Source organism: Streptomyces sp. NBC_00872, from assembly GCF_045161915.1.
GTDB lineage: Bacteria > Actinomycetota > Actinomycetes > Streptomycetales > Streptomycetaceae > Streptomyces.
In genome coordinates this window covers 2,345,150-2,367,707 of the sequence record NZ_CP108806.1, presented here as the reverse complement: position 1 = coordinate 2,367,707, position 22,558 = coordinate 2,345,150, and the positions used below count along the sequence as shown (strand labels likewise).

The following is a 22,558-nucleotide window of genomic DNA, read 5'->3' as shown; positions in this document are numbered from 1 at the left end:
CCCTTGATCCACCCCCGAGCCGATGCTCTGACCTGGTGCTTCTCCGTAACGTCGAAGTCGCTGAACTTCTTCGTCCCCGGAGGCACCGCATGTCCTCGTTCCTCACCGTCCTGGTGGTCGCCGCCGCTGTCGCGCTGGTCGCCGTACGCCAGTTCAAGCCACAGCGGATCGCCACCGGCGGGCGTGGCCAGCTGGTCCTTCCCGCCGTCCTGGCGGTCGTCGCGCTGAGCCGGCCGGGACTGATCGACGCGGACGACCGCTCCCTGTCGCTGCTGCTGCTCGGAGCCGAGCTGGTGGTGGGGCTGGTGATGGGAGCGGGCTGGGCCTGGACCGGCCGGCTCTGGACCGCCGAGGACGGCTCGGTGTGGACGAGGGGCACCGGGGCCACGGTCGCGGTCTGGATCGGCGGTATCGCCCTGCGGCTCGGGCTGATGGGCATCGGCGCGCTGCTCGGCGTCCACCAGGGCTCCGGAGCGCTGCTGCTCGCACTCGCCGCCTCCGTGCTGGTCCGCAGAGGCATGCTGGTGTGGCGGGTCCGTGCCGTACACCCGTCGTACGGTGACGCGATAGCCGCCGCGCCGTGGAAGGACCGTGTGTGACAGCCGACGCCTGGACGAACTGGCCCTCCCGGGAGGCCCTCACCCGGGAGGGCCGTACCGAGGCGCGGCGATGGCTGGCCCGGTCCGTCCGGACGCTCGGTCTGGCGGCTCTGCTCTGGTCGACTTTCAGCCAGCGCCATGTGGAGGGATGGGCGACGGCCGCGGCCGTGGCCGCCACGCTCGCTCTCGTCCTCTGCGCCTGGGCCTTCTACCGCACCACCCTGCGGCATCAGCTCTGGCCGTCGGTCGGGCTGCTGGTGGCGCTGATGGGCGGAGCCCTCGTCGCGAGCCGGACCGGATTCGACATCGCCGCGGTCGTGCTGTGGTGCGGCTGCGCCGTCACCGCCATGGAGCGGCTGCCGCTCGCCGCCGCACTGCCCACCACCTGTCTCGTCCTCGGCGGATTCGCCGCGTTCGACCAGGACGCCTGGCTGACCACGTCGCTCACCACCGCGGGGCTGCTGCTCGGCGGCTATGTGCTGCGGCTCGACGCGGAGGCGCGCGGCAGCGCCCAGCGGCTGCTGGCCCAGGAGCGGGCCGCCCGAGCCGCCGAGGCCGAGTCGGCCGCCCTCGCCGAGCGGGCCAGGATCGCCCGGGACATCCATGACGTCCTGGCGCACAGTCTCTCCGCGCAGCTCGTGCATCTGGAGGCGGCCCGGCTGCGGATCGAGCGGGAACCGTCGGGACCGTTCCGCGACCAGATACTGGAGCGGGTCGTCGCCGCGCGTTCCATGGCGCGCGACGGGCTCGCCGAGACCCGGCAGGCGCTCTCCGCCCTGCGCGGCGAGATGGCCCCCCTCGGGGACCATCTCCGTGAGCTGGCCGCCATGGAGGGCGCCGAGGTCACGGTCGAGGGGGCGCCGAGGCCTCTGCCCGCGGAGGCCTCGCAGACGGTGCGCAGAGTGGCGCAGGAGGCGCTCACCAACGTACGGAAACACGCGCCGGGCGCGCGTGTACGGATCGTGCTCACGTACCGCGCGGACGAGGTGACGCTGGACATACGGGACTCCGGCGGGAAGGACAGCGGCGGGGCGGGGGCGGAACCGGCCGGTCTGGTGACCTCCGGCTCCGGGTACGGTCTGCTGGGGATGAGGGAGCGCGCCGAACTGCTCGGCGGCACTCTGGAAGCCGGCCCCGACGGTCCTGACCGTCGTCCTGGCTCTCCTGGGACGGGTCCCGGGGGCGCTGGGGGCGTTCCGGGGAAGGGCTCCGGGACAGACTCGGACGGCTCCGGGACCTCTGTGGGATCCGAAGGTCCTGTGGGATCCGAAGACCGTGAAGGGAAGGGTTTCACCGTGCGTCTGCGAGTGCCCGCATGACGGCCCGCGTGATCGTGGCCGACGACCAGGCCGTGGTGCGCGAGGGCATCGTGATGCTGCTCGGGCTGCTCCCGGGCATCGAGGTCGTCGGCGCGGCCAAGGACGGCGAGGAGGCCGTGGCCCTGGTCGCCGAACTCGGTCCTGATGTCGTGCTGATGGATCTGCGGATGCCGCGCTGCGACGGTGTGGAGGCCACCCGCCGTATCCGCGCCGAGCACCCGGGGACCCAGGTCGTGGTGCTCACGACCTACGCCGACGACGATTCGCTCTTCGCCGCGCTCCGGGCGGGCGCCCGCGGCTATCTCACCAAGGACGCGCGGGGCGAGGAGATCGTCCGGGCCGTGGAGGACGTACTGGCGGGCCAGGCCGGACTGGCGCCCGCCGTGCAGCGCAGACTGCTGGAACGGGTCACCGCCCAGCCCGCCCCGCCGGCGCCCGTGGAACTGCCCGACGGACTGACCGCGCGGGAGGCCGAGGTGCTCTCCCTGGTGGCCGAGGGGCTCTCCAACAAGGAGATCGCGCAGCGGCTGCACATCGGGGCGGCCACGGTGAAGACGCATATCAACAACCTCTTCGGCAAGACGGGGGTGCGCGACCGCGCGCAGGCCGTGCGATACGCCTACCAACGGGGACTCATCCCGCCACCCGGGACAATCATCACCTGATGGGGTGAAGCCGGGGCGGAGACGAGCTCGCTGTCCCGCCCCTCCGCCCATCCTTGCTACGCGGCCGAAACGGTTCGCCGACAAGGAGAGTTGACCGGTGGAGAAGCAGGAAGGGCGTGACGCCGCAGCGATGCGGCTCGACGACCCGTGGTACGAAGCGCTGGCCTCGGACTGGGGCGAGCCCGCCGGTCCCGGCATGCCCATGATGTCCGTACCGCCGGGCGGGAGCGCCGCTCCCGGGTACGGGCACGGCGACGGTGACAGCGACGGCGACGGCGCCACCGGGCAGCCGGCCTCCGAGATCTATCCGCGGGTCCAGCGCAGTGCCGCCTTCCAGGAGGTCAGGAGCCGCTACCGGCGGTTTGTCCTCCCCGCCACGCTCGCCTTCCTCCTCTGGTACTTCGCGTATGTCGTGGCCGCGACGGCCGCGCCCGAGCTGATGGCGAGACCGGTGGCGGGAGCGGTGAATGTCGCGATGGTGGCCGGCCTCGGCCAGTTCCTTTCGACGTTCCTGCTGACCTGGGCGTACGCGCGCCATGCCCGGCTGCGCCGGGACCGGGCGGCGCTCGAACTGCGCTGGAGTGTGTTCGACCAGGAGCGAACCCAAGGGCGAACCCAGGGACGGCACCAGGCGCGGACTCAGGAGACATCGCGGGGCAGTGCGCGGGGGAGCGCGACGGTACGGGGGAGCGCCCGGTGACCGGCGACCATCAGACCCTGGCGCTGGTGCTGTTCAGCGCGTTCGTCGCGGTCACTCTGGGGATCACCACCTGGGTGAGCCGCAAGCGCCAAGGCTCCGCCGAGGAGTTCTACGCGGGCGGCCGGCTCTTCTCGCCGATGGAGAACGGATTCGCCATCGCGGGCGACTATATGTCCGCTGCCTCCTTCCTCGGGATCTCCGGCCTGATCGCCCTCTTCGGCTACGACGGCATGCTCTACTCGGTCGGGTTTCTCGTCGCCTGGCTGGTCGTGCTGTTCCTGGTCGCCGAACTCGTACGCAACTGCGGGCGGTTCACCCTCGCCGATGTCGTCGCGGCGAGGATGAGCGAACGGCCGGTCAGGATCGCGGCGGGCACCTCCTCGGTCACCGTCTCCGTGCTCTATCTGGTGGCGCAGATGGTCGGGGCGGGCAGCCTGGTCGCGCTGCTGCTCGGCGGTACGAGCGCCTCGGCGCGCACCTGGACCGTGATCGGAGTGGGCGCGCTCATGGTCGTCTATGTCTCCTTGGGCGGGATGCGGGCCACCACCTGGATCCAGATCGTCAAGGCCGTGCTGCTGATGGCCGGTGCGATCGCGCTGACCGTGCTTGTCCTGGTCCGCTTCCACGGCGATGTCAACGGCCTGCTGAACACCGCCGTCGCGCACAGCGGCCACGGCGCGGAGTTCCTCGCCCCCGGTCTCAAGTACGGCGGGGACTGGACCGCGCGCCTCGACTTCATCAGTCTGGGGCTGGCTCTCGTCCTGGGGACGGCCGGGCTGCCGCACATCCTCTCCCGCTTCTACACCGTGCCGACCGCGCGCGCCGCCCGGCACTCGGTCGTCTGGGCCGTCGGTCTCATCGGCGGCTTCTACCTGATGACGATCGTGCTCGGGTTCGGGGCGGCGGCGCTGGTCGGTTCCGACGCGGTCCGTGCCTCGAACGCCGCGGGGAACACGGCCGTTCCGCTGCTGGCGCTCGATCTCGGCGGCGGGGCGGGATCGACCGGCGGAACGGTTCTCTTCGCGGTGGTCGCGGCCATCGCCTTCGCCACGATCCTGGCCGTCGTCGCGGGCATCACCCTCGCCTCCTCGGCGTCCGTCGCCCACGATCTCTACGTCTCGCTCAGACGCCGGCACGCGAAGCGGCGAAGCGAGGTGGCGGTGGCCCGGTTTGCGGCGGCCGGTATCGGCGCGGTGGCGATCGCGCTCAGTCTGCTGGCCCAGGATCTGAATGTCGCCTTCCTGGTCGGTCTGGCGTTCGCGGTCGCCGCCTCCGCCAATCTGCCCGTCCTGCTGTACTCGCTGTTCTGGCGGAACTTCACCACGCGGGGCGCGGTCTGGTCGGTGTACGGCGGGCTGATTCCGGCCGTGGTGCTGGTGGCGCTCTCGCCCGTGGTCTCGGGGAGTCCCGACGCGGTGCTCCCCGGCCTCGACTTCCAGCTGTTCCCGCTCCAGAACCCGGGTGTGGTCTCCATTCCGCTGGGCTTTCTCGCGGGCTGGATCGGTACGGTCATCTCGTCCGAGCCGCCCGACGAGACCAAGTACGCGGAGACGGAGGTTCGTTCACTCACGGGGGCGGGGGCCGTCTGAGAGCCCGTCGCCTGGCCCCCGGCCACCCGCCGCCCCGCGTCCGTCAGGTGCTCGCCGCCCAGGTGTAGCGGTGTTCGGGGCGCCCCGTCTCGCCGTACCGGAGGGTGAGCCGTACCCGCCCGGCCCGCTCCAGCAGCTTCAGATAGCGCTGCGCGGTCTGCCGGCTCATCCCCGCGTTCTCCGCGATCTCCTGGGCCGACAGCGGACCGTCCGCGTTCATCAGCGCCTGGCGCACCAGCGCGGCGGTGGCGGGGGAGTGGCCCTTGGGCAGGGGCGGGGCGCCGGCGGAGGAGAGCGCGGCGGCGGAGAGCGCCCCGAACATCCGGTCCACCTCCGACTGTTCCGCCTCGCCGCCGCGGTCCAGAGTGCGGCGCAGTGCCGCGTATGCCTCCAGCTTGGCCCGCATGCCGGCGAAATTGAATGGTTTGACCAGGTATTGAAGTGCGCCAAGGCGCATCGCGGCCTGCACGGTGGCGACATCGCGGGCAGCCGTCACCATGATCACATCGGTCTGATGGCCGAGTCGCCGCAACTCCCTCACCACCACGAGTCCGTTCTCGTCCGGCAGATGGTGATCGAGGAGGATCAGATCGATGGTGCGCTCGGATATCCGGCCGAGCGCCTCGGCGGCCGAGTGGGCCTGCGCGACCACCCGGAAGCCCGCCACCTTGGCCACATAGGCCGTATTGATCTCGGCCACCCGGATGTCGTCGTCCACGACCAGTACGTCGATCATCGTGTCTCCCCGGCCGCTGCCCGCGCCTGCGTGGCGTCGTCCGTGCCTTCGTTCGGACCGTCATCCGCGGATCCGCCGTCGTGCGCGGCTCCGTCCTCGTGGGCGGATCCGCCGCCGGGCAGGGCCGCTTCGGCGTCCGGTTCCGTCAGGGCCTCCGGCAGTACGACGGTGAACTCGGCGCCGCCGTGCGCGGATTCGGCGACCCGCGCGCTGCCGCCCTGCCGCTCGGCGAGTCTGCGTACCAGGGCCAGACCGAGACCGCGCTTGCCGTGGGCCGGCGGCTCCTTGGTCGACCAGCCCTCGGAGAAGACGGCTTCACGGTGGGCGGCGGGGACACCGGTACCGCTGTCGGAGATCACAAGAACGACGGTACGGCCTTCGGCGCGCAGTTCCACCTCGATCCGCGGGTCCTCGGAGCCCGCCGCCGCGTCCAGCGCGTTGTCCACCAGATTGCCGACGACCGTCACCAGCCCCTGCGGATCCACCAGCCGGTCGGGCAGCAGTGTGCGGGACGAGAGCCGCAGCGAGACACCGCGCTCGGCGGCCACGGTGGCCTTGCCGACCAGCAGCGCGGCCGGCAGCGGATCGTGGACGCGCTCGGTGATCTGCTCGGCGGTGGCCCGGTGCACCCCGACCACCTCGGTGACGAACTCCGCCGCCTCCTCGTGCATCTCCAGCTCCAGCAGTCCGAGCAGTGTGTGCATCCGGTTCGCGTGCTCATGGTCCTGGGCCCGCAGGGCGTCGATCAGTCCGCGCGTGGCGTCCAGCTCACGGCCCAGCCGCTCCAGCTCGGTGCGGTCGCGGAGGGTGACGACGGCGCCGCCGTCGTCGGTCGGCATCCGGTTGGCGACCAGGACCCGGCTCCCCCGCACGGCGAGCAGGTCGTCGCCCAGTACGCGTCCGGTCAGCACCTCGGTGGTGCGTCCTGCCCCCAGCACCTCGTCGAGCGGCCGTCCGATGGCATCGGGACCGAGTCCCAGCAGCCGCTGCGCCTCGTCGTTGATCAGCCGGATCCGGCCGCTCCCGTTCAGCGCCACCACACCTTCCCGGAGGCTGTGCAGCATGGCCTCGCGCTCGGTGAGCAGCGCCGAGATGTCCGAGAAGGCCAGGTCATGGGTCTGCCGCTGGAGCCGCCTGGAGATCAGATAGGCGGCGAGCGCCCCCGCCGCGAGCGCCCCGCCCGCGTAGGCGAGCAGCCCGGGGATCGCGGCGAGCAGCCGGTCGCGGACGCTGTCGTAGGCGATACCGACCGAGACGGCGCCGACGATGGCGCCCGTACGGTCGCGCAGCGGGACCTTGCCCCGGGCGGAGCGGCCGAGTGTGCCGCTGTCGATCTCCCGTATGTGCGCGCCGGCGAGCGCCTCGCTGGGATCGGTGGAGACGACCTTGCCGATCTGGCCGATATCGGTGTGTGACCAGCGGACTCCGCGTCTGTCCATGATCACCACATACTCGGCGCCGGTGGCGCGTCTGATCCGCTCGGCCTCGGCCTGCACGGGACCGCCGGGCGTCGGCCGCGAGGCCAGCAGATCGGCGGCGGTCTCCGCGGAGGCGGCGGTCTCGGCGATCGCCAGCGCGCGGCTCATCGCCTGGTTGTCCAGCTCCTTGCTGAAGGGCGCCAGAAAGAGCCCCGTGGCCAGCACGGTGACGCCCGCGGCGATGGCGAGCTGCATCAGCAGCACCTGCGAGAAGACCCGGCGCGGCCAGCCGAATCGGCGTCGTCTTCCCGCGGTGCTCGGTCCGGCGCTCATGTCCAGGAACGGTAGAGGGCGGGAGGGGCCTTCTCGAAATTTCCACAGTTACGCAAATCCGTCGCAAGGTTTGCAGATCACTTACGTTTGCCTGATGAGCGGCCAAAAACAGGCTGGCGCAGCGCCGCAGGTGTCAACTCGGGAGGCGAACCACGGGATTTGGTTCTGTCTCAGTGGTGGACGGACTGGCAGTTCTCTGCAACTCTCTGACCGCAAAACGCAAAAGACCCTGTTCATCAGTGCAGAAATGCTTGCCATACCGGCAGGCAGTCAGAGCCGCGCCCTCGCCGCCCCCCGCGCCGAGGCCGAAGATCGGGGATCCATGAGATCGCTACGCCGGAGATGGCGGGTTCTCTCCACCGCCATAGCCACCAGTCTTTTGATGATGGGCTGGCCGTCGTTGACCGCTGCCGCGGCCGACGGTCCTAACATCGCCGCGGGGCGGACCGCGGCGACGAGTGCCAGTACGGGCGACACCGAGGCCCGCAATGTGACGGACGGGAACCAGTCGACGTACTGGGAGGGCAACGGCAAGGGCTCCCAGTGGGTGCAGTCGGACCTGGGCTCCAGCAAGCGCGTCGACCAGGTGGTGCTGAAGCTTCCCGCAGGGTGGGAGAGCCGTAAGCAGACCCTGTCCCTCCAGGGGAGCGCCGACGGGACCAGCTTCGCCACGCTGAAGAGCTCGGCCACGTACAGCTTCAGCAAGGGCCAGGGCAACAAGGTGACCGTGGCCTTCCCCGCCACCAAGGCGCGGTTCGTGCGGGCGAACTTCACCGCCAACACGGCCGGGAAGAAGGCCCAGCTCGCCGAGCTGGAGGTGCGTGCCGCGGCGGCGGCCTCGGTGAATCTGGCCGCCGGCAAGACGCTGACCTCCAGCAGCTTCACCGAGGTCTACGGGCCGGGCAACGCCAACGACGGCAACAAGGCCACCTACTGGGAGAGCAGGAACAACGCCTTCCCGCAGTGGATCCAGGCCGACCTCGGCTCCTCCGTCGGCGTCAACCAGGTGGTGCTGCGCCTGCCCGACGGCTGGGGCGCCAGGGACCAGACCCTGAAGATCCAGGGCAGCGCCAACAACTCGACCTTCTCGGACCTGACGGCCTCGAAGGCGTACACCTTCAGCCCCGCGGGCGCGCAGACGGTGACGATCTCCTTCGACGCCACCAGCACACGCTATGTCCGGGTGCTGATCACGGCGAACACCGGGCAGCCCGGCGGGCAGCTCTCCGAGCTGGAGATCTACGGCCCCGAGACCGGTGACACCCAGGCCCCCACCGCTCCCACCGAGCTGACCTACACCGAGCCGGCCACCGGTCAGATCAGGCTGGCCTGGCGCCCGTCGACCGACGACACGGGTGTCACGGGCTACGACATCTACGCCAACAACGAGCTGCGGACCAGCGTCGCGGGCAATGTCACGACCTTCACGGACACCCAGCCGGCCGGTACGACGGTCTCGTACTACGTACGGGCCAAGGACGCGGCCGGGAATGTCTCGGGCAACAGCAACACGGTCACCCGGCAGGGGGACACCGGTGACACCCAGGCGCCGACCATCCCCGCCAACCTCGCCTTCACCGAGCCGTCCTCCGGCCAGATCAGGCTGACGTGGGGCGCGTCGACGGACAACAGGGGCGTCACGGGTTACGACATCTACGCGAACAACGTCCTGCGGACCAGCGTCGCGGGCAATGTCACGACGTACACCGACAGCCAGCCGGCCGGTACGACGGTCTCGTACTACGTGCGGGCCAAGGACGCGGCCGGGAATGTCTCGGGCAACAGCAACCTGGTGACCAGGAACGGCACGCCGGGCCCGACGGGCTCGAACCTCGCCATCGGCAAGCCGATCACCGCGTCCTCCTCGGTCTTCACCTTTGTCGCGGAGAACGCCAACGACAACAGCGTCACCACCTACTGGGAGGGCGCGGGCGGCAGCTACCCCAACACCCTCACCGTGAAGCTGGGCGCCAACGCCGACACCGAGAACGTCGTGGTCAAGCTCAACCCGGACAGCAGCTGGGGCCCGCGTACCCAGAACATCCAGGTGCTGGGACGTGAGCAGAACGCCACCGGCTTCACCAGCCTGGTGGCCGCCAGGGACTACGCCTTCTCCCCGGCGAGCGGCAACCTCGTGACCATTCCGGTCAGCGCGCGGGTCGCCGATGTCCAGCTCCGGTTCACCTCCAACACCGGTTCCGGTGCGGGCCAGGTGGCGGAGTTCCAGGTGATCGGCAACGCGGCGCCCAACCCGGACCTCACGGTCACCGGGCTGAGCGCGTCCCCGGCCTCGCCGGTCGAGTCCGACCCGATCACCCTGTCGGCGACCGTACGCAACGCCGGAGCGATCGCCTCCCCGGCCGGTTCGGTCGAGTTCCGCCTTGGCGGCACCAAGGTCGGCACCGGTTCCGTGGGCGCGCTCGCGGCCGGGGCCTCCGCCACGGTCACCGCGGACATCGGCGCGCGTGACGCCGGTTCGTACCAGCTCAGCGCTGTCGCGGACCCGGCCAACCAGATCATCGAGCAGAACGAGACCAACAACACCTTCACGGGCGCGAGCCCGCTGGTGGTGCGGCCGGTCGCCAGCTCGGACCTGATCGCCTCCGCCGTCTCCACGTCCCCGTCCAGTCCCGCGGCCGGTGACACCGTCTCCTTCTCGGTGGCGATCAAGAACCAGGGCACGGTGGCCTCGGCGGCCGGCGCCCATGGCATCACGCTGACGGTGCTGAACTCGACGGGTGCCACGGTCAGGACCCTGACGGGCACCTACAACGGCACCATCGCCGCGGGCGCCACCTCGGCCGCGGTCGGCCTCGGCACCTGGACGGCCGCCAATGGCTCGTACACGGTGAAGGTGGTCCTCGCCGACGACGCCAACGAACTGCCGGTCAAGCGCGTGAACAACACCAGCTCGCAGCCCCTCTTCGTCGGTCGCGGCGCCAATATGCCGTACGACATGTACGAGGCGGAGGACGGTGTGGCGGGCGGTGGCGCCCAGGTCGTCGGTCCCAACCGGACCGTCGGCGATGTCGCGGGCGAGGCGTCCGGCCGTAAGGCCGTCACCCTCAACAACACCGGCAACTACGTCGAGTTCACCACCAGGGCCAGCACGAACACGCTGGTCACCCGGTTCTCCATCCCGGACGCGGCCGGCGGTGGCGGGATCAACTCCAGTCTGAACATCTATGTCGACGGCACCTTCCTCAAGGCCATCGACCTCACCTCGAAGTACGCGTGGCTGTACGGCAACGAGACCGGTCCTGGGAACTCTCCCGGTGCCGGCGGGCCCCGCCACATCTATGACGAGGCCAATGTCCTGCTGGGCAGGACCGTTCCCGCGGGCAGCAAGATCCGTCTCCAGAAGGACACGGGCAACGCGCACACGTACGCGATCGACTTCATCAACCTGGAGCAGGCCACCGCGGTCGCGAACCCGGACCCGGCCACCTACACCGTGCCGGCCGGATTCACGCACCAGGATGTGCAGAACGCGCTGGACCGGGTGCGCATGGACACCACCGGCACGCTCGTCGGTGTCTATCTGCCGGCCGGTGACTACCAGACGTCGAGCAAGTTCCAGGTCTACGGCAAGCCGGTCAAGGTGGTCGGCGCGGGTCCCTGGTTCTCCCGGTTCTTCGCCCCGTCGACCCAGGACAACACGGACGCGGGCTTCCGGGTGGAGGCGGCGGCGAAGGGCTCGTCCTTCGCGAACTTCGCCTTCTTCGGCAACTACACCTCGCGTATCGACGGGCCCGGCAAGGTCTTCGACCTGTCCAATGTGTCGGACATCACGATCGACAACATCTGGAACGAGCACACCGTCTGCCTCTACTGGGGCGCCAACGCCGACCGGATCACCATCAGCAACTCCCGGATCCGCAACACGTTCGCCGACGGCATCAACATGACCAACGGCTCGACGGACAACCACGTCGTCAACAATGACGCGCGGGCCACCGGCGACGACGCCTTCGCGCTCTTCTCGGCGATCGACGCGGGCGGCGCGGACATGTTCAACAACGTCTACGAGAACCTCTCGGCGACGCTGGTGTGGCGGGCCGCGGGCCTCGCCGTCTACGGCGGCTACCGCAACACCTTCCGCAACATCCATATCGCGGACACCCTGGTCTACTCGGGCATCACGGTCAGCTCGCTGGACTTCGGCTACGCGATGAACGGCTTCGGGACCGAACCCACGACGATCGAGAACGTGTCGATCGTCCGGTCCGGCGGTCACTTCTGGGGCAGCCAGACCTTCCCGGGAATCTGGCTGTTCTCCGCCTCGAAGGTGTTCCAGGGGATCCGGATCAACAATGTCGACATCGTCGATCCGACCTACAGCGGCATCATGTTCCAGACCAACTATGTGGGCGGTCAGCCGCAGTTCCCGATCAAGGACACCATCCTCAACGACATCTCGATCACGGGCGCTCTCAAGAGCGGGGACGCCTTCGACGCCAAGTCCGGCTTCGGACTGTGGGCGAACGAGCTGCCGGAGGCGGGCCAGGGACCGGCTGTCGGTGAGGTCACCTTCAACCGTCTGAGGCTCAACAACAACGCCGTGGACGTGAGGAACACGACACCCGGCTTCAGGATCATCATCAACCCGTAGAAGCCGTATCAATCCGTAGAGGATCGAAGGCGTGGTGTCGGCCGGATCCGTCCGGCCGGCACCGCGCCTGCCACCCTCTTTACGCTCATAAGCAAGTAGCTTGCATCTCTTGCGATAGTCTTGCGTGTATGACGCGACGACTTGCTCAGGTGGCGAAGAAGGTTGGGGTCAGCGAGGCCACGGTCAGCCGGGTGCTCAACGGCAAGCCCGGAGTTTCGCAGGCCACGCGGCAGTCGGTGCTGACCGCGCTGGACGTTCTCGGCTACGAGCGGCCGACGCAGCTTCGCGGGGAGCGGGCCCGGCTCGTCGGTCTGGTGCTGCCGGAACTGCAGAATCCTATCTTCCCCGCGTTCGCCGAGGTGATCGGCGGAGCGCTGGCCCAGCAGGGCCTCACACCCGTGCTCTGCACCCAGACCAAGGGCGGGGTCTCCGAGGCGGACTATGTGGAGCTGCTGCTCCAGCAGCAGGTCTCGGGGGTGGTCTTCGCGGGCGGGCTGTTCGCGCAGGCGGACGCCCCGCACGACCACTACCGGCAGCTCGCCGAGCGCAAGATTCCGGTCGTCCTGATCAACGCGCCGATCGAGAACCTCGACTTCCCCTGTATCTCCTGCGACGACGCCGTCGCCGTGGAGCAGGCCTGGCGCCATCTCGCCTCGCTCGGCCACGAGCGCATCGGCCTGGTGCTCGGCCCGTCCGACCATGTGCCGTCCCGGCGCAAGCTCGCCGCCGCGCTCGCGGCGTCGCGGGCCGCCAAGGCGCAGCTTCCCGACGCGTACATCGAGCGGACCATGTTCTCCCTGGAGGGCGGCCAGGCGGCGGCCTCGCGCCTGCTGGACCGGGGGGTCACCGGAATCATCTGCGCCAGCGATCCGCTGGCCCTGGGGGCGGTACGGGCCGCACGCCGGCGCGGTCTCGACGTACCGCGCGAGGTGTCGGTCGTCGGCTTCGACGACTCCGCCTTCATGAACTGCACCGAGCCGCCGCTGACCACCGTGCGCCAGCCCATCGAGGCCATGGGCAGGGCGGCCGTCGAGATGCTGAACGCCCAGATCCAGGGCGGTGCCGTACCCCCCGGAGAGCTGCTGTTCGAGCCGGAGCTGGTGGTACGGGGCTCCACCGCGCAGGCGCCCCGCCAGACACCCGCGGAGGCGTCCGCCGACGCCTGAGCGGCCACCCGGACCCGCCTCGGGCGGACCGGTAGGACAACACCCGGACGGGGCCCACTTGTTGGGCCCCGTCGGCGTTTGCGCACGTCCCCGTCGGCGTCCGCGCAGGTCCCGTTGTGTGGGAGGGCCCGCTCGGGATGAAATCGCCACATGCAGCTCACTGTCAAGTATTTGCGAAATCGGGGCGACATATTGCGGTCATCCGTAGTTAGTGGTTGAGTGAGCGCCGCCACACAGCGATGAAGCTGTGGGTTTGCCACGCTCCTGCCGCAAGAGGGGTCCCACCGATGAGAAGTTCCGGGTTCCGCCGTACCTGTACCGCAGCCATAGCCTCCGCGCTCGCCCTGACTGGACTGGCCGCGTGCGGCTCGGACAGTGAGGACACCGCGGGGGGCAAGACGCGTATCACCGTCAACTGCATGCCTCCGAAGAGCGCCAAGATCGACCGGCAGAGCTTCGAGGACGACATGAAGGCGTTCGAGAAGGCGAACCCGACCATCGACGTCGTCGGACGCGACGCCTTCCCGTGCCAGGACCCCAAGACCTTCGACGCCAAGCTCGCCGGCGGTCAGATGGAAGACGTCTTCTACACGTACTTCACGGACGCCAAGCACGTCGTCGACATCAACCAGGCCGCCGACATCACGTCCTATGTGCAGGACATGAAGGGCTACAGCGACATCCAGCAGTCGCTGCGCGACGTCTACACCGTCGACGGCAAGGTCTACGGCATTCCGCGCACCAACTACTCGATGGGCCTCCTCTACAACAAGAAGCTCTTCGAGCAGGCCGGCCTCGACCCCACCAAGCCCCCGGCCACCTGGGAAGAGGTCCGCGTCGCCGCCAAGAAGATCGCGGAGCTGGGCAAGGGCTACGTGGGATACGCCGACTACAGCGCGCAGAACCAGGGCGGCTGGCACTTCACCGCGGAGATGTACTCGCAGGGCGGCGATGTCGTCAGCCCCGACGGCAAGTCGGCGAGCGTCGACAGCCCGGCCGGCAAGGCCGTCCTCCAGACGCTGAAGGACATGCGCTGGACCGACAACTCCATGGGCACCAAGCAGCTCCTGATCCTCAACGACGTCCAGCAGATGATGGGCTCCGGCAAGCTCGGCATGTACATCTCCGCCCCGGACAACATCCCGATCCTGGTCAAGGAGAAGGGCGGCAAGTACGAGGACCTCGCGCTCGCCCCGATGCCCGGCGGCAAGGGCACGCTCATCGGCGGCGACGGCTACATGTTCAGCAAGAAGGCCTCCCCCGAGCAGATCAAGGCCGGCCTGAAGTGGCTGGAGTACCAGACGAACGCCCCGGGCACCGGCCTCAACAACTGGAAGCGCGCGTCCGATCTGAAGGCCCCGGTCGGCCTCCCCGAGCCCCGGCTGTGGACGGGCGCGACGGACGCCAAGGACCAGGAGCTGAAGAAGCAGTACGCCAACGTGCCGGTGGAGAACTACCAGGCCTTCCTCGACGGCAGCCAGCAGCTCACCGCGAAGCTGGAGCCGCCGAAGGCCCAGCAGATCTACTCGGTCCTCGACGGAGCGGTCTCCTCGGTCCTCACCAAGAAGGACGCCGACATCGACGGACTCCTGAAGGACGCGCAGTCCAAGATCGACGGAATCCTGTCCCGAGGCTGAGGCTGACGCACCGATGAAGACTGTCCAGGCCCCCCACCGGTCCGCCGCCGCGCCGCCCGCCACCCCGGGGCCGCGCCCGGCGGGCCGCCGGTCCGCGAGCCCGCTCGCGCGCCGGCTCTCCCACCAGGTCCGCGCCTACGGCTTCCTGATCGGCGGCCTGCTCTGCTTCGCGCTGTTCTCCTGGTACCCGGCGATCCGCGCGGTGATCATCGCCTTCCAGAAGTACACCCCCGGATCCGCCCCCGAGTGGGTCGGGACCGACAACTTCACCCAGGTCTTCCATGACCCGGAGTTCGGGGCGGCCTGGCGCAACACCCTCACCTTCACCCTGATCGCCCTGCTCATCGGCTTCGCGGTGCCGTTCGTGATGGCGCTCGTCCTCAACGAGCTGCGCCACGCGAAATCGTTCTTCCGCGTGGTCGTCTATCTCCCGGTGATGATCCCGCCGGTGGTCAGCGCCCTGCTGTGGAAGTGGTTCTACGATCCGGGCGCCGGTCTCGCCAACGAGGCACTGCGCTTCCTCCATCTGCCCACCTCGAACTGGACCAACGGCGCGGACACCGCGCTGCTGTCCCTGGTCATCGTCGCCACCTGGGCGAACATGGGCGGCACGGTCCTCATCTACCTCGCCGCGCTCCAGGGGATCCCGGGGGAGCTCTACGAGGCGGCGGAGCTGGACGGCGCCAACATCTGGCAGCGGGTGAGGCATGTGACCATCCCGCAGACGCGCTTCATCATCCTGATGCTGATGCTGCTCCAGATCATCGCGACGATGCAGGTGTTCACGGAGCCCTTCGTGATCACCGGCGGCGGTCCGGAGAACTCCACGGTCACCATCCTCTATCTGATCTACAAGTACGCCTTCCTCTACAACGACTTCGGCGGGGCCTGCGCCCTGAGCGTGATGCTGCTCATCGTGCTCAGTCTCTTCTCCGCCCTCTATCTGCGGCTCACCCGCACCGACGACTGAGAGGAGCGCAGCGCCATGACCCAGATCGCGCCGCCTCCCCGGCAGGCACCCCCCGCGCCCGAAGAGGCCACCCGGCGCAAGACGCGAGGCCCGTCCGTACGGACCCTCGTCTCGCCGCTCGCGCTGGCCAGCACCCGCGGCAAGACCCTCTACTGGACCGTCTTCGGCGGGGTCGTCCTCGCCTTCGTCCTGGCCTTCCTGTTCCCGGTGTACTGGATGGCCTCGGGCGCCATGAAGTCCCCCGACGAGCTGGTCCAGACGCCGCCGACACTGGTCCCGGAGTCCTTCTCCGTCACCGCGTACACCGATGCCTGGGATCTGATGCAGCTCCCGACGCATCTGTGGAACACGGTGGTGCAGGCCGCCGGTGCCTGGATCCTCCAGCTCGTCTTCTGTACGGCGGCGGCCTACGCGCTGTCCAAGCTGAAGCCCGCGTTCGGGAAGATCATCCTGGGCGGCATCCTGGCCACCCTGATGGTCCCGGCCCAGGCTCTGCTCGTACCGAAGTACCTGACCATCGCCGATCTGCCGCTGATCCACACCAGTCTGCTCAACGATCCGCTCGGCATCTGGCTCCCGGCCGTCGCCAACGCCTTCAACCTCTATCTCCTCAAGCGGTTCTTCGACCAGATCCCGCGCGATGTGCTGGAGGCGGCGGAGATCGACGGCGCCGGAAAGCTCCGTACGCTCTGGTCGATCCTGCTGCCCATGTCCCGACCGGTGCTCGGCGTGGTGTCCATCTTCGCGCTGGTGGCCGTCTGGCAGGACTTCCTCTGGCCCCTGATGGTCTTCTCGGACACCGACAAGCAGCCCATCAGCGTGGCGCTCGTCCAGCTCTCCCAGAACATCCCGCTCTCGGTGCTGATCGCCGCCATGGTGATCGCCAGTATTCCGATGGTCCTGATGTTCCTGGTGTTCCAGCGGCACATCATCGCCGGCATCAGCGCCGGCAGTACCAAGGGCTGACCAGCCCCGCGCCGGCCCACCCCCCTCACCTCGACGCAGAAGGCTTCGCACTGTGAGACAGCCCTCCCCTGCCCCTCTGGAGCCCGCCGACAAGAACTGGTGGCGGAACGCCGCCATCTACCAGGTCTACGTACGCAGCTTCGCCGACGGTGACGGTGACGGCACCGGTGATCTCGCGGGCGTACGGGCCAGGCTGCCGTATCTCGTGGAACTGGGCGTGGACGCCCTCTGGTTCACCCCGTGGTATCTGTCCCCGCTCGCCGACGGCGGCTACGACGTCGCGGACTACCGCACCATCGACCCGGCGTTCGGCACCCTCGCGGAGGCCGAGAAGCTCATCGCCGAGGCGCGTGAGCGGGGTATCCGTACGATCATCGATGTCGTGCCCAACCATGTCTCCGACCAGCACGCCTGGTTCAAGGCGGCGGTGGCGGCGGGCTCCGGCAGCCCCGAGCGCGACCTGTTCCACTTCAGGACGGGACGCGGCGAGAACGGCGAGATCCCGCCCAACGACTGGATCTCCGAGTTCGGCGGCACGCCCTGGACCCGGCTCGACGACGGGGAGTGGTATCTGCATCTCTTCGCGACCCAGCAGCCCGACCTCAACTGGGCGCATCCCGCGGTACGTCAGGAGCACGAGGACGTCCTGCGCTTCTGGTTCGAGCGGGGCGTCGCGGGCGTACGGATCGACTCGGCCGCGCTGCTCGCCAAGGACCCGGCCCTGCCGGACTTCACCATCGGCCGTGACCCGCATCCCTTCGTCGACCGGGACGAACTGCACGACATCTACCGGTCCTGGCGTGCCATCGCCGACGAGTACGACGCGATCTTCGTCGGGGAGGTGTGGCTGCCCGACACCGAGCGCTTCGTACGGTATCTGCGCCCCGACGAACTGCACACCGCGTTCAACTTCACCTTCCTCGCCTGTCCTTGGGACGCGGACCTGCTGCGCTCGGCGATCGACACGACGGTCGCCGAGCACGCGCCGGTGGGCGCCCCCGCCACCTGGGTGCTCTGCAACCACGATGTGACCCGTACGGTCACCCGGTACGGGCGTGAGGCCAGCGGCTTCGACTTCGCGGCCAAGGAGTTCGGGACCCCGACCGACACGGAGCTGGGTACGCGGCGGGCCCGCGCCGCGGCGCTGCTCTCCCTGGCGCTCCCCGGCGCCGTCTATCTCTACCAGGGCGAGGAGCTGGGGCTGCCCGAGGTGGAGATCCCGCTCGACCGGATCCAGGACCCGATGCACTTCCGCTCCGGCGGTACGGATCCGGGACGCGACGGGTGCCGGGTGCCGCTGCCGTGGACGGCCGACGCGCCGTACGCGGGCTTCGGCTCGGAGAACGAACCCTGGCTTCCGCAGCCGGAGTCGTGGTCCTCGTACGCGGCCGATCTCCAGTCGGGCGACCCCGGCTCGATGCTCACGCTGTACCGCGAGGCCCTGCGGCTGCGCCGTACCGTACCGGGCTTCGGGGACGGACCGATGAGCTGGCTGGAGGCGGCTCCCGGGGTGCTGGCCTTCACCCGTACGGACGGGCTGATCTGCGTCGTCAACTTCGGCGACGAGGCGGCGGAACTCCCGGCCCACACCGGCGTTCTGCTCCTCAGCGGCCCGCTGGACGGCAACGGCCGCCTGCCCCAGGACACGGCGGCCTGGCTACAGGGCTGACGGGGACCGGCGCCCGCGTTCGGGACCGGCGTCGCCCGGAGCGGCGCCCGCGTCGAACGGGGGCCCGCGCCCGGTCGGCTGCCCGGTCGGCCCGCGGTCGGTCGGCCCGCGCCCGGTCGGCCCGCGCCCGGTCGGCCCGCGCCCGGTCGGCCCGCGGTCGGGACCCGCGGCCGGCCGGGCCGGCACACCGGGTCCCGGTCCCGCTCTTGGGCGAGGGCCCACTCCTGCCCGGGACCGGCGTCCGCGCCGGGCTCCGGGTCCGCGCCCGGCCGACCGCAACGGGACCTGTGGTCGGCCGGGCCGTGTGTCGCGGTCGCCGTCGCCCGGCCGGGCGGGCCGGCGACGGACCTTTCGCTCGGTCTCCCGTCCGTCCGGGATCCGTCCGCTCAGAGCCTCCCCGCTCCGGGCAGGTCACCGGGCGGACGGGGGCCGTTGTACTGGCCGTTCGGGCGCAGCCGCAGCGGCTGTTCCCCGTACTCCTCCAGCGCGTGCGCGATCCAGCCCGCCGTACGGGCCACGGCGAAGACCGTCTCGCCCGCCTCGGCCGGCATCCCGGCGGTCACCGAGAGCACCGCGAGCGCGAGGTCGACATTGGCGTGCGGGGGCGCGTGGCGCGCGGTGGTCGCCTCCACCTCCCGCGCCGCCGTCAGTACGGGACCGGCCCCCGGCACCTCCCGCAGTACGGTGAACAGCGCCTCGGCGCGTGGGTCCCGGCCCGGGTAGAGCCGGTGGCCGAGACCCGGCACCGGGCGGCCCGCCCGTAGATGGTCCGCCACCACCGCGGCGGCGCTGCCGCGCTCCAGGACCTCGGTGAGCATCCGGTGGGCGAGACCGCTCGCCGAGCCGTGCAACGGTCCCTCCAGCGCGCCCAGCCCCGCCGAGACCACGGCGTAGGGATGCGCGCGGGCCGAGGCGGCGACCCGGACGGCGAGCGTCGAGGCCGCCAGATCGTGGTCGATGAGCAGGGACAGCGCCATGTCGAGGGCGCGTACGCCCGGTTCGCCGGCCGGCCGCGCGGTCAGTCTGGACCAGAGCCGCCGGGCGAGCGAGCCGTCGTCGTCGCCGTCGCGATCGACGCGATCGACCGGCCGACCGGTACCGCGCGACGGCTCCTCGACCTCCGGCAGCGCGTCGACCAGGGTGGGGATCAGCGCGCGGGCGGTGGTCAGCACCGCGTCCCGGGAGAGGTCGAAACGCAGCGGATCGGCCACCGCCGCCGCGACCGCGGCCACGCGCAGCCGGTCCGTGGACCCGCTGTGCGCGGGCAGGGCCCCGATCGCCCGCCGCGCGGCGACGAGAAGGGCCGCGGGCGCGTCGAACCCGATGCCCTCCCGCAGGGTGCCCGTCCAGAGCCACTCGGCGATCTCCTCGTAACGGAACCGCCGTGCCAGCTCCGTCGCGTCCACGCCCCGGAAGTAGTACCGGTCCGTGTCGATCAGGGTGATGCCGGTACGGATCCGCTGGAAGGCGTCGCCGCCCGCTGAGGGCTCGCGTCCACCCCTGCGGGCGAGCGCGTCGACCTCCTCGGCGTCGAAGGTGCTGCCACGGCCCCGGGGATCGCGCCGGCTCGTGAGCTGGCCCCGGCTGACATAGGCGTACACCGTCTCCGGCTTCACCCCGAGCCGCTCGGCCGCCTCCCGGGTGGTCAGCCGCTGTCCCTCATCCATGCCCTCATCCATGTCCACGCCTCCAGGGCCACACCGTACATACATTGATTGAATCAATGTTGACAGTGATTGAGTCAAGCATGGACAGTCGCATCAAGTTCAGGAGTTCAGGAAGTCGAGCCGCGAGACTTGGCGGCTTGCCAGGTTTGGGAGGAAATGTGTCGACCAACGGGACCCACGGCACCAACACGGCCGCCCCCGGCGTACCGCGCGGACTCGCGGGCGTCGTCGTCACCGACACCGCGCTCGGGGATGTCAGAGGAAGCGAGGGCTTCTACCACTACCGCCAGTACTCCGCCGTCGAGCTGGCACGGAGCCGCGGCTTCGAGGACGTATGGCATCTGATGTTCCACGGAGAACTGCCGGACGCCGCAGGCCGGGCCGCGTTCATGGAGCGCACCGCCGCCCTGCGCCGGCTGCCCGAGGATGTCGCGGCGGCCCTGCCCGTCATCGCCCGCTCCTCCGCGCGGTCGGGCCCGCTCGCCGGGCTGCGGACGGCGCTCTCCCTCTTCGGCGCCTCGGCCGGGCTCAGGCCGCTGTACGACATCGGCGCCGGCCGCCGCCGTACGGACGCGCTCGCGGCCTGCGCCGCCGTACCGACCATGCTGACCGCGCTGTACCGGCTCGGCCGGGGACTGGAGCCGGTCGCGCCGCGCGAGGATCTCCCGTACGCCGCCAACTATCTCCACATGCTGACCGGTACGGAACCGGACCCGGCGCGGGCGCGGGCGGTCGAGCGGTATCTGATCTCCACCATCGACCACGGTTTCAACGCCTCCACCTTCACCGCCCGGGTGATCGCCTCCACCGGGGCCGATCTGGCCGCCTGTCTGGCGGGCGCGGTCGGGGCGCTCTCGGGGCCGCTCCACGGCGGGGCGCCGAGCCGGGCCCTCGACACGCTCGACGCCATCGGGACCGTGGACCGTATCGACCCCTGGATCAGGGAGCGGGTCCTGGCCGGGGACCGGATCATGGGGTTCGGGCATCCCGTCTACCGCACCGAGGATCCGCGCTCACGCATGCTGCGCGGGATCGCCGAGGAGTTCGGCGGCCCGCTGGTCCGCTTCGCCGTCCAGGTCGAGGCGAGGGTGGAGGCGATTCTCGCCGAGCTGAAGCCGGGCCGTGAGCTGCACACCAATGTGGAGTTCTACGCGGGCGTGGTCATGGAGCTGTGCGGACTGCCGCGCGAGATGTTCACACCGACCTTCGCCGCCGCCCGGGTCGTCGGCTGGAGCGCCAATATCCTGGAGCAGGCGGAGGACTCCAAGATCATCCGCCCGGCGGCCCGTTACGCGGGACCGCCCCCGCCCCAGCCGGTCCCGGCCTGCTGAGCGGGACGGCACCGACTCGACCCCCACGCGGCACGGAGGCGCATTCGTGAGCAGGCAGCAGATCCCGGTGGTCGTCCTCACCGGCTTTCTGGGATCCGGTAAGACGACCCTGCTCAACCATCTTCTGCGCCGCCGCGCGGGCCGGCGTATCGCGGTGGTCGTCAATGACTTCGGCGCCATCGAGATCGACGCCATGACGGTCGCGGGACAGGTCGGTTCGACGGTCTCGCTCGGTAACGGCTGTCTGTGCTGCGCCGTCGACGCGAGTGAACTCGACACCTATCTGGAGCGGCTCAGCCGGCCCGAGGCCCGGATCGACATCATCGTCATCGAGGCGAGCGGACTGGCCGAGCCGCGGGAACTCGTCCGGATGCTTCTGGCCGGGGACCATCCGGGCACGGTGTACGGGGGACTGGTCCAGGTCGTCGACGCGGCCGAGTTCGACGCCACCCGGGAGCGCCACCCCGAGATCGACCGGCATCTCGCGATCGCCGATCTCGTGGTCCTGAACAAGTCCGACCGGGTGGCGGAGCGGGAGCGGCGGCGCGTCCTGGCCGCCGTCGGAGGGCTCACGTCCGGGACACCCGTGATCTCCGCCTCGTACGGACGGATCGATCCGGAGCTGCTGTTCGACCCGGCCGTGCCGGCGGAGGAGGAGAAGGTCCGTCAGCTCTCCTTCGAGGATCTGCTGTACGGGGAAACCTCGCACGAGGGGAGCGAAGGCCACGAGGGCGGCGAGGGTCACGGGGGCAGCGGCGGCGACGGCCACGAGGGCCATCTCCACGCGGCGTACGAGAGCGTCTCGTACACCGCGCGGGCCCCGATGAACCCGCGCCGGCTCATGGAGTTCCTCGACTCCCGGCCCGAAGGGCTCTACCGGATCAAGGGGTTCGTGGACTTCGGCGCGTTCGATCCGGGCAATCGGTACGCCCTGCACGCGGTCGGCCGGTTTCTGCGCTTCTACCCGGAGCCCTGGGCGCGCGACGAGGAGCGCCGCACCCAGCTCGTACTGATCGGCTCCGGCATCGACGGCGACGCGCTGCTCAAGGAGCTGGCGGTCTGCGAGGAGTCCGGACCCCAGGACGCCCCCGTCGACGACCGGGCGATGTGGGGCGTCCTGCGCTACGTACCCGACCCGTCCGAGCCAGGGCCCGCCGCCGGGGCCGAGCCCTGAGCCGGCG

The 22,558-nt window shown here is 70.1% G+C and carries 16 protein-coding genes; 13 read left to right on the top strand and 3 right to left on the bottom strand.

What is annotated here, in order from left to right; translation table 11 throughout:
• Nucleotides 1-89 precede the first annotated feature (89 nt).
• The 5 genes from OG214_RS10070 (at nt 90) to OG214_RS10050 (ending at nt 4,872) form a co-directional block, all read left to right on the top strand.
• Nucleotides 90-599 (top strand): DUF1453 domain-containing protein, encoded by a 510-nt coding sequence (locus OG214_RS10070; RefSeq protein ID WP_363080883.1) that lies wholly within the window; start codon nt 90-92, stop codon nt 597-599.
• A complete protein-coding gene (locus OG214_RS10065) occupies nt 596-1,918 on the top strand; it encodes a sensor histidine kinase (RefSeq protein WP_405984557.1) in 1,323 nt (440 codons plus the stop codon). Before OG214_RS10070 ends, OG214_RS10065 begins: the two co-directional genes overlap by 4 nt.
• Nucleotides 1,915-2,583 (top strand): response regulator, encoded by a 669-nt coding sequence (locus OG214_RS10060; protein WP_405984556.1) that lies wholly within the window; start codon nt 1,915-1,917, stop codon nt 2,581-2,583. The genes OG214_RS10065 and OG214_RS10060 overlap by 4 nt, the downstream gene beginning before the upstream one ends.
• Nucleotides 2,584-2,680: 97 nt before the next feature.
• On the top strand, nt 2,681-3,283 hold the full coding sequence (locus OG214_RS10055; RefSeq protein WP_405984555.1) for a DUF485 domain-containing protein: 603 nt from the start codon (nt 2,681-2,683) through the stop codon (nt 3,281-3,283).
• On the top strand, nt 3,280-4,872 hold the full coding sequence (locus OG214_RS10050) for a cation acetate symporter (protein ID WP_405984554.1): 1,593 nt from the start codon (nt 3,280-3,282) through the stop codon (nt 4,870-4,872). Before OG214_RS10055 ends, OG214_RS10050 begins: the two co-directional genes overlap by 4 nt.
• Before the next feature lie 43 nt (nt 4,873-4,915).
• Here OG214_RS10050 and OG214_RS10045 read toward each other — a convergent pair whose 3' ends face one another.
• A complete protein-coding gene (locus OG214_RS10045; RefSeq protein ID WP_405984553.1) occupies nt 4,916-5,608 on the bottom strand; it encodes a response regulator in 693 nt (230 codons plus the stop codon).
• Nucleotides 5,605-7,359 (bottom strand): ATP-binding protein, encoded by a 1,755-nt coding sequence (locus tag OG214_RS10040; protein WP_405984552.1) that lies wholly within the window; start codon nt 7,357-7,359, stop codon nt 5,605-5,607. Before OG214_RS10040 ends, OG214_RS10045 begins: the two co-directional genes overlap by 4 nt.
• 322 nt (nt 7,360-7,681) lie before the next feature.
• Here OG214_RS10040 and OG214_RS10035 point away from each other — a divergent pair, with 322 nt between their 5' ends.
• From OG214_RS10035 to OG214_RS10010, 6 genes are all read left to right on the top strand, one after another.
• Nucleotides 7,682-11,971 carry a discoidin domain-containing protein gene (locus OG214_RS10035; RefSeq protein WP_405984551.1) on the top strand — a complete coding sequence of 1,430 codons (4,290 nt, stop codon included), beginning with the start codon at nt 7,682-7,684 and terminating at the stop codon, nt 11,969-11,971.
• Between the two features lie 128 nt (nt 11,972-12,099).
• On the top strand, nt 12,100-13,137 hold the full coding sequence (locus OG214_RS10030; RefSeq protein WP_405984550.1) for a LacI family DNA-binding transcriptional regulator: 1,038 nt from the start codon (nt 12,100-12,102) through the stop codon (nt 13,135-13,137).
• Nucleotides 13,138-13,424: 287 nt separating this feature from the next.
• A complete protein-coding gene (locus OG214_RS10025; protein ID WP_405984549.1) occupies nt 13,425-14,774 on the top strand; it encodes an ABC transporter substrate-binding protein in 1,350 nt (449 codons plus the stop codon).
• Nucleotides 14,775-14,787: 13 nt separating this feature from the next.
• Nucleotides 14,788-15,744, top strand: coding sequence for a sugar ABC transporter permease (locus OG214_RS10020; RefSeq protein WP_363080873.1), 957 nt, complete (start codon nt 14,788-14,790; stop codon nt 15,742-15,744).
• A gap of 15 nt (nt 15,745-15,759) precedes the next feature.
• Complete coding sequence (locus tag OG214_RS10015; protein WP_363080872.1) at nt 15,760-16,710, top strand: carbohydrate ABC transporter permease; 951 nt, start codon at nt 15,760-15,762, stop codon at nt 16,708-16,710.
• Nucleotides 16,711-16,762: 52 nt separating this feature from the next.
• On the top strand, nt 16,763-18,379 hold the full coding sequence (locus tag OG214_RS10010) for a glycoside hydrolase family 13 protein (RefSeq protein WP_363080871.1): 1,617 nt from the start codon (nt 16,763-16,765) through the stop codon (nt 18,377-18,379).
• Nucleotides 18,380-18,765: 386 nt separating this feature from the next.
• On the opposite strand, the gene OG214_RS10005 is transcribed toward OG214_RS10010, so the two are convergent.
• Nucleotides 18,766-20,046, bottom strand: coding sequence for a citrate synthase (locus OG214_RS10005; protein WP_405984548.1), 1,281 nt, complete (start codon nt 20,044-20,046; stop codon nt 18,766-18,768).
• Between the two features lie 158 nt (nt 20,047-20,204).
• Between OG214_RS10005 and OG214_RS10000 the strand changes: the two genes are divergently transcribed.
• Entirely contained in the window at nt 20,205-21,377 is a 1,173-nt protein-coding gene (locus tag OG214_RS10000; protein ID WP_405984547.1) for a citrate synthase, read from the top strand.
• Nucleotides 21,378-21,423: 46 nt separating this feature from the next.
• The gene (locus OG214_RS09995; protein WP_405984546.1) at nt 21,424-22,551 is read left to right on the top strand and encodes a CobW family GTP-binding protein; all 1,128 of its coding nucleotides are present in this window, start codon (nt 21,424-21,426) and stop codon (nt 22,549-22,551) included.
• Nucleotides 22,552-22,558 lie beyond the last annotated feature (7 nt).